Raw genomic sequence first — 15,650 nt, 5'->3', positions numbered from 1 at the left:
ACCGAAGCTCTACACACCGATGCTTTGAGGGAAAGGTACAGGCAGAGCGAAAGGCACGGCGGACATGGGAACTGCACATCGCAGCACGGCAGTTGCACAGCTACGCGACGCGGAATCGGCCCGGGACGAACTGCGTGAGGCGCTGACGGAGGCGGACGTCCTCCTGCCATCGCTGGGGCTCGACCCGGTTTCGCTCGCCAGCGACTATCTGCCACCGCTCGTGGAACTCGGACGGTGCAACCCGGATGTGGCCCGGCGACTGGCGGAGGTCCTGCGGCGGCGTGCCACATGACCAGTGGGCCCGAGCAACGAGAAGAGGAGACCGAGAAGGAGGAGAAGGCGGAGGAGAAATTCGCAGCACAGCGCCGCCATCGCCGCGAGGAACTGCTCGCCAGGGTCCGTGAGGCAAACAAGCGGAGCCGCTTCCGCCCCCGATAGCCCGAAAGTACGGCCGTTCCGGGCAGCCAACCATGCAGCTGACGGCGAGAGTTGCACGAGCGCGAGGGTTCGCAGAGGATGCGCGCCCCCGGCCACCCCGCCCGGAGGCCCCCCCGCTCTCCCCCGTTACTCTGCATCGTTCATCACAACAGGGGGAGGGCCTCATGGCCATACGTAAGGCGACCATCCAAGAACAGATCAACGCGGCCATCGCTCAGGCCAACCCGAGCGACCGCCCGCACGTCTCCATCCAGGCCATCGCGGGCCCGAACCCGGTACTGATGAGCTTGCTGGGCGTGATCGGCCAGTCGTTCCTCACGTATTACTTCGTCACCGTGACCGACCAGGCCGTCCTGATCCACAAGGCCAGCCGTATGAGCAACCGCCCGCATGAGATCGTCCACGCCCTCCAGCCGGCCGAGGCCATGAGTGCGGTCAGCCACATCAAGCGCGGCTGGCTGTGGAGCTCGTTCCGCCTCCAACTGCCGGGCCAGCCCAAGCCCACCAAGATGAACGTGCACCGCATCTGGCGCCCGGAGATGGACCACATGCTCGGCATGTTGACCGGCTACCAGCCGACACCGTGACTGCGCCCAGAACGGCCGCCCGCCTCCTGCGGACAGGCTGCTGCCTCCTCGGGACCGTCATCCTCGCGACCGGATGCGCGGACGGTAGTTCGGAAGGCAGGCACCGGCCGGCGACGAGCACATCCCCAGCGCCCCGGGAAACCAGCGTCGCGCAGTTGCGGGCGGCGGCAGTGAAGGCGCTGCCGCCGCCGGGTTCCGAGCGGCTGATCGAAAGCAACTGGCTTCGCGTCACCAAATCAGAGGTGCTCGTTCCGATCCCTGCCACCACCGCGAAGAGAGTGAAATTCGTCGTGGCCTGCGCAGGCGAAGGAAGTTTCGACGTGATGCGGACAACCAAGAGGCCACACGCGGGCGACATCCCCACGGTGGAATGCGGAGAGAAGCCGACAGAATTCAGCTTCCAGAGAGGAAACCTGACGGAGCTCACTCTGCAACCGTACGGAAAGACCTCGGCGGTGGCCGCCTACAGCTTCACCCGGCAACCGTAGCGAGGCGTCCCTGCCGCGGGTCAGCGGTTGACGGACTGGATCTCCTGAACATTCATGTCCTGCGTGGATTCGAAGGTCCCGTCCGGGAGATCCCCGTTCGCCCCGCCGGACCCCGTCCACGAGATCTGCCACGTCACCGACGCCTTCAACTGATACGGCTTGCCGTCGGTCGCCCGCAGATACGTGATGCCGCACGGGGGCGTCTTATCCGCGTCCCCCTTGCTGTACGGGGCGCCGATCGACTCATCCGCGTTGATCAGGCAATCGCCCGATGAAGGGGAGACCTGGGCATCCTCGGTACCCGGTTCCAGATGCAGGCTGACCGGCTTGGCCGTGGTTTCCGCCCACAATCCAGTACCAGGCAACACGGCGCGTACCTTGACCTGCTTGAACGTTCCCTTGTCCAGCCACACCCACGTAGGGAGATTTACTGTCGACTTCACGGCTGGCTTCAACTTGACATGCGTGTCCGGCACTCGGATCTTGTCGTATGCATAGGCCGCCAGGACATCCGGTGTCGGCGCATTCACATCGTCGGGGACAGTGCCAGCATCCTGCCAGAACATGATCTTACTGCAATCCCATGCCCTGATGTCCATCTCAAAACCCTTGCGGACGACGCTGCGCCAGAACATGCCTTTCTTGCCCAGGTTGTAGTTCTTGTAGCCTTCAGCCTCCTTACCCTTCATGTACTGGTCGACGAATAGACCCGCAGACCAGAAGAGCTTGGCATTGACCGCACCCAAGCCACCATCTGTCTTCAACCTGTCCACGCCGGATTTGAGCTGTTCTGGCGTCATAGCCGGTTCATACCAGCAGGTTGGAGGCACCCAGTTGGGATCCACAGGGGTGAGTTTCCCAGCAGAGGCCCCCGACACGGCGCCAGCGGTTGGCTTGACGACGATCTTCGACTGGGAGACGTTCGCCATCAGATCCTTGCCGCTGGCTCCACCACCGGAATGACCTGTGGGGCGCCCAGCTGACTCACCATTGTCATCACCAAAGGCAAAGGCCGAGCCAGGTGCGAGCAGAGTCGCCATCAACGCCGCTGTGGTCAGGCCAAGAACGGAACGGTTGCGCCTCATCACCCGCAACCGCCCTGCGTCGTCGTGACCGATGTGGTCTTCCAGATGCCCTCATTGGTCTTGGCCAATTTGGTTTGGTACAACACGTGCGCCTTGTCGGCCGGCGTGCTTGTGCCTTCCCCAGTCTTCCTGTTCTTCGTGGAACCCTTGCTCTCATCAACACAGTAGAAGAGCGTGCCCGATCCGTCCGGGCTGATACGGACTTGCGGATGGGACACCCGAGCTTCACCGACGAGCGTCAAGTCCTTGTCTGCGAAACCACTGATCCACTTCTTCTCCGTGCTCAGGGCACTGCCCAAGTTATAGAAGGCGGCGTACTTCGCTCGCGGATCGCCTTCGATGACTGCGGCGTAGGTCCCGCGGAGTCGCTCCTTGCCGTCATCCATGACCGCCTGGAGCTTCGGGTCGTTGTTCGTCCAGCCCTCGAATTCCACCTGGAAGTCGCTCGGGAACGTGATCACCGGACGCTTGGCCCCACTGGGCGCCGCCGATGTCGCATCGCCGGCCGGCGCCGACGCCTTCCCGCCTCCGTCAGCCCCCTTGATCTTGTCCGAGGTCGAGTCACTACCGCCCTCTGGGCCGCAGGCAGCCAGCAACAGGGCAGCGGACACGGTGAGCGCGGCTGTCACGAGCCGGGTCGGGCGGTTCACGCGAGGACTCCCAGAGGGGTGGAGGGTAAAGGCCGAGTAAGATCCCAACGCTATCCGTAACCGAGGGGTGACACCACCACGGGTGGCACGGTCCCGAGCGGGCGTGGTCGCAAACAAGCCGAAGTCCTGTGCTCCCGCGGCGGGAAGCCCATCGCGCCCTGGACGCAGCGAGATCACCAAAGCCACCCGCCGGACCGATCGCTCCACGAACCAAGCTGGTCAGCGACCTCAGCACTCCCTCAGGACAGTCGAAGCAGCAACGCCACGCCAGGAATGGAAGACCAGTTTCATCGTTCCAACACCCATGCGACGATTGGCCGTTGCGAATGGGGAGGGCATGGGAGACGACAGTAAAACCACAAAGGTGGACAACCCGGACCGAGAGCGCCTGATGGGCATCAAGAAGCAGCTCACAAAGGAGCGGGCCGACCTTGTAGGCGCGTTGAAGCGGGCGGCAGCAGACATCGGGAATGGTGGCCGGGACTCTAAAAAATCCTGGGTCGGCAAAAACGCCGACAAATGGCATAGCGACGTCACTGGCCGTCGCAAAACGGTACATACGCGAATCGACAAGGTGATCGCGGACATTCAGCGAGAACTCGACCGGATGCCGGAGAAGGTCACACCCGAGGAAGCCCAGGCAATGAATCGCAACAGGCACCTACCATGAGGGCATCTCGGCATTACCTGCACATCTGACACGGGGGAAGCAATCTCGCATGGCCAGGACAAATGAGGGTACCCAGAGTGTCTTCTCCGGAATAGATCCGGGCCCCTCAAGGCAACAATCGATTCCATACAGCGGGATCAGGAGAACCTCTCGAACCGGGCGTCCTACTACAAGTCGCAGCTCGCCTACTACGGCCTGGGGACGAAGGACCTCTCCGATGTCGTACACGTAGCGAACTGGGCCAGGGACGAACTCCCCCTGTTGAAGCAGCGTTACCACTTGAGCATGAACACGGACAACGAACCCTATCCCCACTTCAACGGAATGGTCCAGATATCCGAGTCGCAGGTCTCGCGAGCCGCTATCGCGGCGGCAGCGAGAGAAGCCAAGCGCGGCGCGGAGCTCGCCAAAAAGGACCCCAAGGATCTGTCTCCCGCAGAGTTCGATGAACTGAACGCTATCCTCGCGTTGAACAACGACCAGTACCCGTTCGCAGAGAAGTTCGCAGCGGCCCTCGGACCGAAGGGGACGCTGCAGTTCTGGGAGAAAATGAGCGGGCTCAGTGATGCCCCCGCATACCGCCCGGATTTTGAGCGCAAGCGCGATCTCGACGAGCTACAGAAGAACCTCAGCCTTACCATCGCCCAGGCCACGAACTCCGACACCCCGACCATGAAGGCCTGGAAGAAGGAAATGGTCGAGATCGGCGACAAACCGATCAGGGAGCCAGGCCCCCCTCCGCATGGAGATTCCGGCGGCCCCCATGGGTTCCTCGTCATGAGCAACCTGATGCGCTACGGGGACTACGACGACAAGTTCCTCACTGACTACGGGAAGGCTCTCATCACGGAGGACAAACGGGTGCTGGAAAAGTCCAAGCAGCTCCGCGGCTCGGGCTGGGGCGGAGGAGGCATCGGAGAGGGCACGCTCAACCAACTGGGGAACGACCAGGGCTACGATCCGATGACCGGGTACATGAAGGCACTCTCCAACAGCCCGGCTGCGGCTACCAAGTTCTTCACTGCCAAGCACAAGGGAAGCGACGGAAAACCCGAGTCCGACTTCACGTACCTCTTCGAGAACCGTAAGTGGCCAAATGACAGCCAACCTGGCAAGGAGAGCGTGACCGGCCGCAACTCGATGGCATGGGCAATCGAAGCAGCCACCACCGGCCACCGCCCTGGCGAACAGGCCACCGCCGACGACGTGAAGCACTCCAAGGCGCAGGCCGGCCTGTTCTCGGATCTCGTCAAGTCGGTTTCAGCAGACTCGGATCGCCTACGCAAGTACCCGTTCATGTCGGACAGCTTCGCCGACGCGGCTGCGGAGTACATGCCGGATCTGCACCGCAGCTTGAGCTCTGACATCGAAAATGGCGACCAGCTGTTCCCCACTCCTGGCGATACCGCCAAAATCGATAAATACGATGCCGCTCGATTTCTGCACACAGTAGCCCGCAACAAAGAGGGCTACGACACACTTAATGTCTCCCAGCATGTCTACGCCGCCGCTCTGACGGAGCAGCATGTGAAGCACCCCGACGCCTATCCAGAAAGCACCCAGAATACTGTCAACTCCATTTCCTACGAAACCGGCCTCTTCCAAGGCGTCATCGGAGAGGCCCGGCTGTCCCAGGCCAACAAAAATGATGCTGACGCGTCCACACGAGGCGATGCGTGGAAGGGACAAGCGAGCACGTGGGGCGGTTCCGTCGTCGGCAGCGTGACGACCCTCGCGACAGCACCATTCACCGGACCAGTAGGCGTCGTAGCCGGCGGCCTTGCCGGAGTAGCCTCGGGCAAGGTGTTCGACGGCCTCATCAATGGGTTCGGCGACGACGGCGGGACAGAAGCCAAGCAGCAGGTCTACAAGAACGTGAAAGAGCTGGATGACGTGGAACACTCAACAATCGTGACCGCCCAGGAAGCGGCAAAGGATGCCACAGGCTCCGAAAACTCCGAGTCACAGGCTGGAGACCAGGCGGGCCAAGGCTTTCGCGATGCCCACAGTCTGATCCACCAGACCGAAGCAGACGGTTCTACAAACTAGTTCGAGAGCGATCAGGTGACCTACTGTGACTCAACCACGCAACCACAAGCCTCTCGTCTACGGCTCCGCTGCGACCATTGCCGCTGCCGCCATCGGCCTCCTTCTGGCCTACCTTCTCGGAGCATTCGACGGGGCGCGCGGCCATATACAAGCTGCCGATGTCTGCAGCAATACACACAATGATCAAGCTGTGGCCGATCTTCTTAACTCCACTCTCCCAAGGGCCAGTCACTACGACTTCAGCACGACATCGTCCCCCAGTGCGAACCACCGCTACAGCATCAGCTGCACAGTGCACGGCGATGACAACAAAGAACTCCTTCTGGAAACCGCCAAAATTGGCTACGAGAGGCCTTGGCGTAAGTGGGCAGCCGAAGAGGTGCCGCCAACCTCTGGGGGTAAGATCACCCACTTCAACGCAGGCATCAAGGGCGTATCAGCCCCGACTCTGGCAGTGATAGATGTCCCCTGCTACGCCCACCAGGGGGCAACCGGAACTCCGTACAACCTGACTGTCATCGCTATGGCCCTCAAACCCATGCAAGGCTCAGACAACCAAATCCGCCAGAACTTCGTTGACCTGGCCCTCGACTTCGCCAAGGCCTCCCACAAAGACGCCAAATGCGACCGCCCCTCAGTGCTCCCCGCCAAGGCGACTGCCCCAAGCTTGTGAAGGCTCCGTATCACCACACCGGACTCAGCACCGGACCGCTCGGCTCGGCCGGTAGCAGCCAGAAAGGCTGGCCGGAAGCGGGGCGTGACACCCTGGGCATTGCCGCAGAGCACACCAGAACCGGCTCCGCGATCCGACTTGGTTCAGCCTGATCCAACCCCCCAGGAGATCCTGAGCAAATCCGTCACCGCCGCTGAGTACAGAAGCTCATGTTCTCGGACCAGTGGTGGGGTTGAGTGACCGTATGTCCGATACCAACGCCAAGCAGAACGCCCGCTCCAAACCGGCGTGGATCGCGCCGCTGGTCTCTACGTTCGTCACACTGCCGTGTGGCCTGGTCGCCTTCACCGTGGCCGCGCTGTCCGGCATGGCCTGCGACTCCTGCAGTGAAGCTGAACTCAACCGGTTCAGCCCCAGCTACTCCACCGGCTTCGACGTATTCATTTTCGGGCTCCTGCTCCCTCTGGGCTTTCTGCTCGCGAGCTGGTCCCTGCCGCGGCAGCAGCGCAACAACGACCGCCGACTGCTCCTCGCCCTGGCCGCCCCCGTTTCCCTGCTCCTTGTCTTCCTGCTGTTCCGTGGACTGGTCGACTGGCCCTGAATCCCGCTTCTGGCGCGGCACCCTCACTGCAGCCCGGACCACAAAAAAAGCTCATGCCCCACCGGAAAATTCCGGCAGGGCATGAGCCACACATGGGGTGGTGGAGATGGCGGGAATCGAACCCGCGTCCAACGGTGCAGAACCAGGGCTTCTCCGAGCGCAGTTCGCTGCGATTTTCTCGGCCCCGGAGATCTCGCGAACAAGTCTCCGACAGGCCCAGTCACTGTTTGATTTCCCACCGATCCCCGTGACCGGGACCGGTGGTTTAGTTCCCTAGCTTATGCCAGGATCCGGGTCGGGAACTTCCCCGGGCTGACACCCATTTAGGGTCCTTCAGTCACTGCTTATTAGGCAGCGAGGGCGAAGGACTGGGAATCGCGCTTAGAATTGGCGATTATTTTTTGCGACATATGGTTTACGAGATCATTGCCGCTTCCTCGGCTCGCTTCACCTGCTTCAACAGCCGCTGTCGAAACCGATCATCCCCATGTTGTTTTTTCAAGGTGGTACCGCGCCCCGTGGGGTGCAGTGCCATCGTACGTGACCAACGCACGACGGTGCCACTGTATTCCCCCGTGGCACGTCGGTCAGGCGCGCTGCTTCCTGCGGACCGCCGAGATCGCGCGGTCCGTCTCGCGGCGATCCTGCTTCTCGCGCAGGGTCTGCCGCTTGTCGTACTCCTTCTTGCCCTTGGCCAGCGCGATCTCGACCTTGGCCCGGCCGTCCTTGAAGTACAGCGCCAGGGGCACGATCGTGTGGCCCGACTCCTGTGCCTTCGACTCCAGCTTGTCGATCTCCATGCGGTGCATCAGCAGCTTCCGCTTCCGGCGCGCGCTGTGGTTGGTCCAGGTGCCCTGGGTGTACTCCGGGACGTGGACGTTGTGCAGCCACGCCTCGTGGTTGTCGATCTGGACGAAGCCGTCGACCAGGGACGCCCGGCCCATCCTCAGCGACTTCACCTCGGTCCCCGTCAGGACAAGCCCGCACTCGTACGTGTCGAGGATGAGGTAGTCGTGCCGTGCCTTTTTGTGCTGGGCGATCATTTTCCGCCCGGTTTCCTTAGCCATAGTGCGTCCATTTTCGCACTAAGCCCCTCCCCCGAGGCCACTCAATACTGTCTCGGCCCGCGACTCGGCCCTCTCGCCCGCCGTCACGTCCGGTGTGATGCCCCGCCCGTCGACGCTGCGGCCCGCAGGAGTGCGGTAATGGCCGACGGTGAGTTCCGCCACGGATCCGCCGGGCAGCGCGCTCGGCATCTGCACCGAGCCCTTGCCGAAGGTGGGGGAACCGACCGTAATCGCCCGGCCACGGTCCTGGAGGGCCCCCGTGAGCAGCTCCGCCGCGCTCATCGTGCCGCCGTCGATCAGGACGACCAGCGGGCGGTCCGTGTCACCGCCCCGCTGCGCGTAGAGGGCGCGCTGTGCGCCGTGCACGTCGTACGTGGCGACCAGGCCGCCGTCCAGCAGCGCGGAGGCCGCCGTGGTGGCCTCCGCGACCAGGCCGCCGCTGTTGCCCCGGAGGTCCAGCAGGATGCCGCCGCCCGCCGGAGCGGTCCGGACGGCCTCGCCCACCCGGGCGCCTGAGCCCTTGGTGAAGGCGGTGACCTTGATCAGCGTCGCCCGTCCCGGCAGTCGCGCCACGGTGACCGGGTTCGTGGTGAGCCTGGCTCGGCGCAGGGTCCTCGTCACGGTGTCGCCGCCGCGCCGTACCCCGACGACCACCGGCGTACCCGGGACGGACGCGGTGTCGCCGCCCCGCAGCTGCGAGACGACGTCGGTCACCGGGCGAGTGCCGACCTGGCGGCCGTCGATCGTACGGAGCAGGTCGCCGGCCCGGAGACCGGCCCGTGCAGCCGGGCCGCCCGGCTGGACCCGGGCCACCTCGATCCGGCCGTCGCGGGCGCGCCTGGCCCACAGCCCGACGCCGGTGTACTCGCCGTCGAGCGCGTCCGCGAACTGCTCGTAGTCGGTCCGGTCGTAGACGGCGCCCCAGCGGTCGCCACTGCGGCTGACTATCCCCTCGGCGGCCTTCGTACCGGACTTGCCGTCGGCGTCCGCGTCCGATGCCGCCCTGGCGAGTTCCGCGCCGTCGACGGTGGACGCGGCACTGCGGGTTCGCGCCGGCCGGGGTGTCCGCTCGTCTCCCGGCAGGGAGTTGGTGGCCGCCGCCGTGGCGAGAACGCTCACGAAGACCAAAGTCAGAGCCGCCCCGCGGCGAAGGCTGCGGGGCGGCGCAACGAATTCCGGGCCTGACATGGCGACCACTGTAGACCGACGCCCTTGCGCCGTAGGGGGCGTTCAGCCCACGGCGCACGGGGCGTGTCTCACACCTTCAGGTACTTGCGCAACGCGAAGAGCGCGGCGAGCGCGGGCATCAGCAGCCCAATCGCCAGTACCAGCGGCAGTTTCGACAGGACGGCGTCCCAGCCGATGAAGTCGATCAGGTTCAGCTTCTCGTGCAGGGCGAGTCCGTGGTCGATCAGGAAGTAGCGGCCGACGAGCAGCATCCCGCAGGCCACAAGTCCGCCCAGCAGACCGGCGAACGCGGCCTCCATGATGAACGGCATCTGGATGTAGAAGCTGGACGCGCCCACCAGGCGCATGATCCCGGTTTCGCGTCTGCGGCTGAACGCCGATACGCGCACGGTGTTCACGATCAGCATCAGCGCGATCACCAGCATCAGGGCCATCACGCAGAGCGCGGCCACGTTCATCCCGTTGAGGAGCGCGAAGAGGTTCTCCAGGATGCCGCGCTGGTCCTGGACGGTCATGACGCCGTCCCGGCCGGCGAACGCGGTGGCGATCACCTTGTACTTGGTGGGGTCCTTGAGCTTGACGCGGAACGACGACTGGAGCTGGTCCGGCGTGATGGAGCCCGTCATCGGGGCGCCCTTGAACTCCTGCTGGTAGTGCTTGTACGCCTCGTCGGTGCTCTCGTAACTCACCTTCTGGACAAGGTCGGTCATCTTGTTCAGATCGGTCTCGATCGACTTCTTCTGCTCCTCGGTCACCGGACCCTTGGCGCACTTCGGGGTGGATTCCACATCACCCTTGGAGCAGAGGAAGATCGAGACGTTGACCTTGTCGTACCAGTAGCCCTTCATCGTGTTCACCTGGTCGCGCATGAGCAGCGAGCCACCGAACAGGGCGAGGGACAGGGCGACGGAGACGATGACCGCGAAGGTCATCGTGAGATTGCGGCGGAGACCCACGCCGATCTCCGACAGGACGAACTGGGCGCGCATGGCGTCCTTTCAGTGCTGGTAGCCGTAGACGCCGCGCGACTGGTCGCGTACGAGACGGCCCTTCTCAAGTTCAATGACGCGCTTGCGCATCTGGTCGACGATCTGCTGGTCGTGGGTGGCCATCACCACAGTGGTTCCGGTCCGGTTGATCCGGTCCAGCAGCTTCATGATGCCGACGGAGGTCTGCGGGTCGAGGTTGCCGGTCGGCTCGTCGGCGATCAGCAGCATGGGACGGTTGACGAAGGCCCGCGCGATGGCGACGCGCTGCTGCTCACCACCGGAGAGCTCACCGGGCATCCGGTCCTCCTTGCCGCCGAGGCCCACCAGATCGAGGACCTGGGGCACGGCCTTGCGGATCTCACCGCGCGGCTTGCCGATGACCTCCTGCGCGAACGCGACGTTCTCCGCGACGGTCTTGTTGGGCAGCAGCCGGAAGTCCTGGAAGACGGTGCCGAGCTGGCGGCGCATCTGCGGCACCTTCCAGTTCGACAGGCGCGCGAGGTCCTTGCCGAGTACGTGCACCATGCCGTGGCTGGTGCGCTCCTCGCGCAGGACGAGCCTCAGGAAGGTCGACTTGCCCGAACCGGATGAACCCACCAGGAAGACGAACTCCCCCTTCTCGATCTCAAGGGAGACATCCCGCAGGGCGGGGCGGTTCTGCTTGGGGTAGGTCTTGGAGACGTTGTCGAATCGGATCACGAGTGCACCACGTCGGCCGGGAATAGGTGAGCGTGACATTACGCGAAGCCGCAGTGCGCCCGCATGCAGCATCCGTCGATGCGTGGTATGTCCGCGTTGAGCCCTGGTACGGACCGGGTGGAATCCGGCGGGGCGCGCCGAAACGCGCGGGAGCTGGCAGAGTGGTAAGGGGAACAGTTGCGGTTCGCCGGGCGTTGTCGGGAGTGACAGCGCGTGGAACGGCTCCGCCGCATGGGAGGAGTGCGCATGACCTACGACCGATTGGTGTGCGCCAATTGCGCGTCCCCTGTCAGCGAGGGCCGCTGCCGGGTCTGCCGGGCCAGCAGAGAGCGTCTTCAGCAGGAAGAGGGCTCCTTCGGCGGACTGAGCCCGCTGGTGCTGGTGAGCGTGCTGATAGTGCTGTTGGCCGCGCTGGCCCTGCTGGCGCAGCAGACCGTCTGACAGCACCGTCCATCGATTCAGCGTCCGACAGTCAGCATGGGGGAAGGGCCCCGGGTTCCGATCGGAACCCGGGGCCCTTCCTCGTACCTGCTGAACCCTCACCCTCAGGCGAGGTTCCCGCCGCGGCCGGCGAGACGCGGCAGCATACGGAAGCCGATGCCACCGGCGATCATCGTCGCGGCACCGATGATCAGGAACGTGGTCTCACCCGCACCGGTCTCGGCGAGCTCCTGCTTGGGCTTGCCCTGCTCAACCGGCTGGGAGCCGACGTTGTCGGGCTGGGTGATGGTGCCGGCGGAACCGCCGGTCGTGGACGAACCGCCGGTCGTGGACGAACCGCCGCCCGTGGTGGACGAGTGGGAACCGCCGGTGGAACCGGAGGTGCCGCCGTTGTCGCCACCACCGCTCGTGTGACCACCAGTTGAGCCGGACGTGCCGCCGGACTGGTCACCACTGGTGCCGCCGGACTGGTCACCACTGGTGCCGCCGGACTGGTCACCGCTCGTACCACCCGACTGGTCACCACTGGTGCCGCCGGACTGGTCACCGCTCGTACCACCCGACTGGTCACCACTGGTGCCGCCGGACTGGTCACCGCTCGTACCACCCGACTGGTCACCACTGGTGCCGCCGGACTGGTCACCGCTCGTACCACCCGACTGGTCACCACTGGTGCCGCCGGACTGATCACCGCTCGTACCACCCGACTGGTCACCACTGGTGCCGCCGGACTGGTCACCGCTCGTACCACCGGACTGGTCACCGCTCGTACCACCCGACTGGTCACCGCTCGAACCACCGGGCGTGCAGGTCGGGTCAAGCGGGGAGCACGGGTCGCCAGTCGAGCCGCCGTCGTCGTCCCCCGCCTGGATCGACAGGCCGCTGCCGCCGGGAAGAGAAACATTAATGCCCGCGGCCTGTGCCGCGCCCGCGGCGGTCAGCGAGGCGCCTGCGGCGATCACTGCGCCTGCAGCTATGCGCGCTACGCGAATCCGCGTCTTCTTGGTCATCTGGCTGCTACCCCCAGTAGCTCATTGTCAATGGTGCAGCGCACGGGGCAGGCAGGCCGTAGGGATCATGTGGTCCGTCCCCCCGATCACACGCGCCCCAGAATTACGCATGCAGCGTGTCACTTTTCCCACTTTTAAGAACCGCGTCAAGGCCGTTGCGAGCGCAATGCCTGAATTGCAATGACTTGCCCGGCGTACGGGAATACGACTGTGACGCAGTAGAGGAACTGCCGCCCCCAGGACGGCAGTTCCTCTACTGACTAAGTCGATAAACCGAGATGAAGCGCTGGTTCGACGCCCGAAAGGCGATCTACTTCTCCTGCTGCTTGCGCCAGCGAATTCCGGCTTCCAGGAAGCCGTCGATCTCGCCGTCGAGCACCGACTGCGGGTTGCCGACTTCGTACTCCGTACGCAGGTCCTTGACCATCTGGTACGGGTGCAGGACGTACGAACGCATCTGGTTCCCCCAGGAGTTGCCGCCGTCGCCCTTGAGCGAGTCCATCAGCGCCTGCTCCTCCTGGCGGCGGCGCTCAAGGAGCTTCGCCTGCAGCACGTTCATCGCGCTGGCCTTGTTCTGGATCTGCGAGCGCTCGTTCTGGCAGGAGACGACGATGCCGGTGGGGATGTGCGTCAGCCGGACCGCCGAGTCCGTGGTGTTGACGCCCTGGCCGCCGGGGCCCGACGCACGGTAGACGTCCACGCGCAGCTCGGTCTCGTCGATCTCGATGTGGTCGGTCTTCTCCACCACCGGAAGCACCTCGACACCCGCGAAGGAGGTCTGACGGCGTCCCTGGTTGTCGAAGGGCGAGATACGGACCAGCCGGTGGGTGCCCTGCTCGACGGAGAGCGTGCCGTACGCGTACGGCGCCTTCACCACGAAGGTGGTCGACTTGATGCCGGCCTCCTCCGCGTACGACGTCTCGTAGACCTCGGTGCCGTAGCCGTGCCGCTCGGACCAGCGGAGGTACATGCGCTGGAGCTGTTCGGCGAAGTCGGCCGCGTCGACGCCGCCGGCCTCCGCGCGGATGTTGACGAGCGCCTCACGGGCGTCGTACTCACCGGAGAGGAGGGTGCGGACCTCCATCTCTTCGAGCGCCTTGCGCACGGCGAGCAGCTCCGACTCGGCCTCGGCGAGGGTGTCGGCGTCGTCCTCGGCCTCGGCGAGCTCGAAGAGCACAGCCAGGTCGTCGATCCGCCCGCGCAGCGTCGCCGTCTTGCGGACCTCGGCCTGCAGGTGCGACAGCTTGCTGGTGACCTTCTGGGCCTCTTCCGGGTCGTCCCACAGGGACGGCGCCGCGGCCTGGTCCTCAAGCACGGCGATATCGGCCCTCAGCTTGTCGAGGTCCAGGACGGCCTCGATCGACCCCATGGTCGAGGAGAGGGACTTCAGCTCTTCGGATACATCGACGACTGCCACGCCACCAGCGTAACGGCTTGGCGAGGGGGCAGGCCCCGGCCCTTCCGATCGGGTCGGGAGGACGGGGCCGGGCGGAGCGCCGGGCGGGCCGGACGGGCCCGCCGTACCCCTACGGTCCGGACGGCGCCGACCGGTGGCTGTCCTGCGGGGCCGGTCCGCCGCCGTCGCCCGACGACGTGGCCAGCCAGCCGCCGACGCCCACCACGATGGCGACGCCCAGCGCGGCGGCGCCCAGCTTGATACGGCGTCTGCGCACCACCTCGGCCGTGGAGCGGTGGCGGGCGGAGCCAGGTCTGCTCGGGGAGCGGGGAGCGCGGGCCGTGCCCAGCGGGCCGCCCGCCAGCTCGTCGGGGCCCGGAACGCGCATGCTCGTGTGGGTGTCGCGGTTGGAGTCGGCCGAGGAGCCGGGGACGAGCGGGACCGCGCCGCGGCGGCGGGTCCCGGTGGGCGTGACCGGTTCGTAGGAGGTCTCCTCGTACGACTGCTCCCCCGGCTCCGATTCGTCGGGCTCGTCCACGTCGAGCGGCGGGATGCCCGCGAGATGCGGGAGCTGTTCGCGCAGCCGCTCGCCGAGCTCCGACGCGCGCAGCCGGGAGGCGGGGGCCTTCGCCAGGCACTGGACCAGCAGCTGCCAGAGGTCGTCCGGGATGCCGGGGAGCGGTACGACGGTCTCGGTGACATGGCGGCGCAGGACCGCGCCCGGATGTCCGCCGCCGAAGGGTGTGAAGCCCGCGAGGAGCTCGTAGAGGACCGTCGCCAGCGCGTAGATGTCGACGGACGCGCGCGGCGGCAGGCCCTCGATGATCTCGGGGGCGAGGTAGTCGGGCGTACCGATGATCTTCGACGCCTGCGGGCGGCCGGGGCCTGCCGGGCCCGCGGGCAGGGCCCGGCGCGGGGCGTCGATCAGCTTGGCGACGCCGAAGTCCGTGAGCAGCGCCGGGTGGGAGCCGCCCGGGCCGAGCGGGCCCTGCATGTCCAGGAGGATGTTCTCGGGCTTGACGTCGCGGTGCACGACGCCCGCGGAGTGCGCGGCGGCGAGGCCGTCCGCGATGTCCGCGACGATGGCCACGGCGGCCTCGGGGCTGAGGCGGCGCTCGCGGTCGAGCCTGGTGCGCAGATCGGTGCCGCGGACCAGGTCCATCACGAGGGCGAGGTCGTTGCCGTCCACGACGAGGTCGCGTACGGAGACGACGTGCGGATGGTCGAGGCCGAGCAGCGCGGTGCGCTCCTGTACGAAGCGGCCGACGAGCTCCTGGTCGGCGGCGAGGTCCTCACGCAGCAGCTTGACGGCGACGGGCCCCGACGGGCCCTCGCCCAGCCACACCGTGCCGGCGCTCCCGCGCCCCAGGATCTGGTGCGCGGTGTACCGGCTGCCGATCTTCCGTGCCAAGACTGCTCCCTCAGCGGCTGGGCGCTGTGCCGTGCCCGGGGGCGCGTCCCTGGACAGGCGCAGGGTTCCGGGCGGTCCCCGGCCCCCAAAATACGCGGGCGTCGGGGTGTTCAGTGCCCCGGATGGCAGGAACCCTCACTTCTGCGGGGGTAATTCATTGCGCAGAAGTCGACATGTATACAGACCGGCTGCCGGGGCCGGGGCTCCC

General features: G+C 65.6%; 18 protein-coding genes and 1 other RNA gene. 9 read left to right on the top strand and 10 right to left on the bottom strand.

The genetic code is table 11. The features are described from left to right. Window positions 1-64: 64 nt before the first annotated feature. The 4 genes from OG452_RS22065 to OG452_RS22050 all read left to right on the top strand — a co-directional run bounded on the left by OG452_RS22065 (window position 65) and on the right by OG452_RS22050 (window position 1,513). Window positions 65-292 (top strand): hypothetical protein, encoded by a 228-nt coding sequence (locus OG452_RS22065; RefSeq protein ID WP_327297315.1) that lies wholly within the window; start codon window positions 65-67, stop codon window positions 290-292. After that, on the top strand, window positions 289-438 hold the full coding sequence (locus OG452_RS22060) for a hypothetical protein (protein WP_327297314.1): 150 nt from the start codon (window positions 289-291) through the stop codon (window positions 436-438). Before OG452_RS22065 ends, OG452_RS22060 begins: the two co-directional genes overlap by 4 nt. 164 nt (window positions 439-602) lie before the next feature. Beyond that, window positions 603-1,025 carry a hypothetical protein gene (locus tag OG452_RS22055; protein ID WP_327297313.1) on the top strand — a complete coding sequence of 141 codons (423 nt, stop codon included), beginning with the start codon at window positions 603-605 and terminating at the stop codon, window positions 1,023-1,025. A gap of 170 nt (window positions 1,026-1,195) precedes the next feature. Continuing rightward, on the top strand, window positions 1,196-1,513 hold the full coding sequence (locus tag OG452_RS22050; protein ID WP_327297312.1) for a hypothetical protein: 318 nt from the start codon (window positions 1,196-1,198) through the stop codon (window positions 1,511-1,513). Between the two features lie 20 nt (window positions 1,514-1,533). Here the strand turns inward: OG452_RS22050 and OG452_RS22045 are convergent, their stop codons facing one another. Further along, window positions 1,534-2,553 (bottom strand): hypothetical protein, encoded by a 1,020-nt coding sequence (locus OG452_RS22045; protein WP_327297311.1) that lies wholly within the window; start codon window positions 2,551-2,553, stop codon window positions 1,534-1,536. Window positions 2,554-2,597: 44 nt separating this feature from the next. After that, window positions 2,598-3,248, bottom strand: a complete 651-nt coding sequence (locus tag OG452_RS22040; RefSeq protein ID WP_327297310.1) for a hypothetical protein — start codon at window positions 3,246-3,248, stop codon at window positions 2,598-2,600. A 337-nt stretch (window positions 3,249-3,585) separates the two neighbouring features. On the opposite strand from OG452_RS22040, the gene OG452_RS22035 reads away from it, so the two are divergent. The 4 genes from OG452_RS22035 (at window position 3,586) to OG452_RS22020 (ending at window position 7,241) form a co-directional block, all read left to right on the top strand. Then, window positions 3,586-3,918 (top strand): hypothetical protein, encoded by a 333-nt coding sequence (locus OG452_RS22035; RefSeq protein WP_327297309.1) that lies wholly within the window; start codon window positions 3,586-3,588, stop codon window positions 3,916-3,918. A gap of 285 nt (window positions 3,919-4,203) precedes the next feature. After that, the gene (locus tag OG452_RS22030; protein ID WP_327297308.1) at window positions 4,204-5,967 is read left to right on the top strand and encodes a DUF6571 family protein; all 1,764 of its coding nucleotides are present in this window, start codon (window positions 4,204-4,206) and stop codon (window positions 5,965-5,967) included. Between the two features lie 25 nt (window positions 5,968-5,992). Continuing rightward, window positions 5,993-6,640, top strand: a complete 648-nt coding sequence (locus OG452_RS22025) for a hypothetical protein (protein ID WP_327297307.1) — start codon at window positions 5,993-5,995, stop codon at window positions 6,638-6,640. A 244-nt stretch (window positions 6,641-6,884) separates the two neighbouring features. Then, entirely contained in the window at window positions 6,885-7,241 is a 357-nt protein-coding gene (locus tag OG452_RS22020; protein ID WP_327297306.1) for a hypothetical protein, read from the top strand. Window positions 7,242-7,339: 98 nt separating this feature from the next. Here the strand turns inward: OG452_RS22020 and ssrA are convergent. The 5 genes from ssrA to ftsE all read right to left on the bottom strand — a co-directional run bounded on the left by ssrA (window position 7,340) and on the right by ftsE (window position 11,184). Continuing rightward, window positions 7,340-7,728: a transfer-messenger RNA gene (gene ssrA / locus OG452_RS22015) on the bottom strand. A 100-nt stretch (window positions 7,729-7,828) separates the two neighbouring features. Continuing rightward, the gene (gene smpB, locus OG452_RS22010) at window positions 7,829-8,308 is read right to left on the bottom strand and encodes an SsrA-binding protein SmpB (RefSeq protein ID WP_164266070.1); all 480 of its coding nucleotides are present in this window, start codon (window positions 8,306-8,308) and stop codon (window positions 7,829-7,831) included. A gap of 18 nt (window positions 8,309-8,326) precedes the next feature. Continuing rightward, window positions 8,327-9,496, bottom strand: coding sequence for a S41 family peptidase (locus OG452_RS22005; protein ID WP_327297305.1), 1,170 nt, complete (start codon window positions 9,494-9,496; stop codon window positions 8,327-8,329). 68 nt (window positions 9,497-9,564) lie between these two features. Continuing rightward, a complete protein-coding gene (gene ftsX, locus OG452_RS22000; protein WP_327297304.1) occupies window positions 9,565-10,485 on the bottom strand; it encodes a permease-like cell division protein FtsX in 921 nt (306 codons plus the stop codon). 9 nt (window positions 10,486-10,494) lie between these two features. After that, window positions 10,495-11,184, bottom strand: a complete 690-nt coding sequence (ftsE, locus tag OG452_RS21995) for a cell division ATP-binding protein FtsE (protein ID WP_164266073.1) — start codon at window positions 11,182-11,184, stop codon at window positions 10,495-10,497. A gap of 246 nt (window positions 11,185-11,430) precedes the next feature. Here ftsE and OG452_RS21990 point away from each other — a divergent pair, with 246 nt between their 5' ends. Then, window positions 11,431-11,625 (top strand): hypothetical protein, encoded by a 195-nt coding sequence (locus OG452_RS21990; RefSeq protein ID WP_327297303.1) that lies wholly within the window; start codon window positions 11,431-11,433, stop codon window positions 11,623-11,625. 104 nt (window positions 11,626-11,729) lie between these two features. On the opposite strand, the gene OG452_RS21985 is transcribed toward OG452_RS21990, so the two are convergent. From OG452_RS21985 to OG452_RS21975, 3 genes are all read right to left on the bottom strand, one after another. Continuing rightward, window positions 11,730-12,635, bottom strand: coding sequence for a hypothetical protein (locus OG452_RS21985; RefSeq protein ID WP_327297302.1), 906 nt, complete (start codon window positions 12,633-12,635; stop codon window positions 11,730-11,732). Between the two features lie 310 nt (window positions 12,636-12,945). Continuing rightward, complete coding sequence (gene prfB, locus OG452_RS21980; RefSeq protein ID WP_327297301.1) at window positions 12,946-14,052, bottom strand: peptide chain release factor 2; 1,107 nt, start codon at window positions 14,050-14,052, stop codon at window positions 12,946-12,948. 109 nt (window positions 14,053-14,161) lie between these two features. Continuing rightward, window positions 14,162-15,442, bottom strand: a complete 1,281-nt coding sequence (locus tag OG452_RS21975; protein ID WP_327297300.1) for a serine/threonine-protein kinase — start codon at window positions 15,440-15,442, stop codon at window positions 14,162-14,164. Window positions 15,443-15,650: the final 208 nt, after the last annotated feature.

The organism is Streptomyces sp. NBC_01197, assembly GCF_036010505.1.
GTDB lineage: Bacteria > Actinomycetota > Actinomycetes > Streptomycetales > Streptomycetaceae > Streptomyces.
This window is presented reverse-complemented; position numbering and strand designations above follow the sequence as displayed.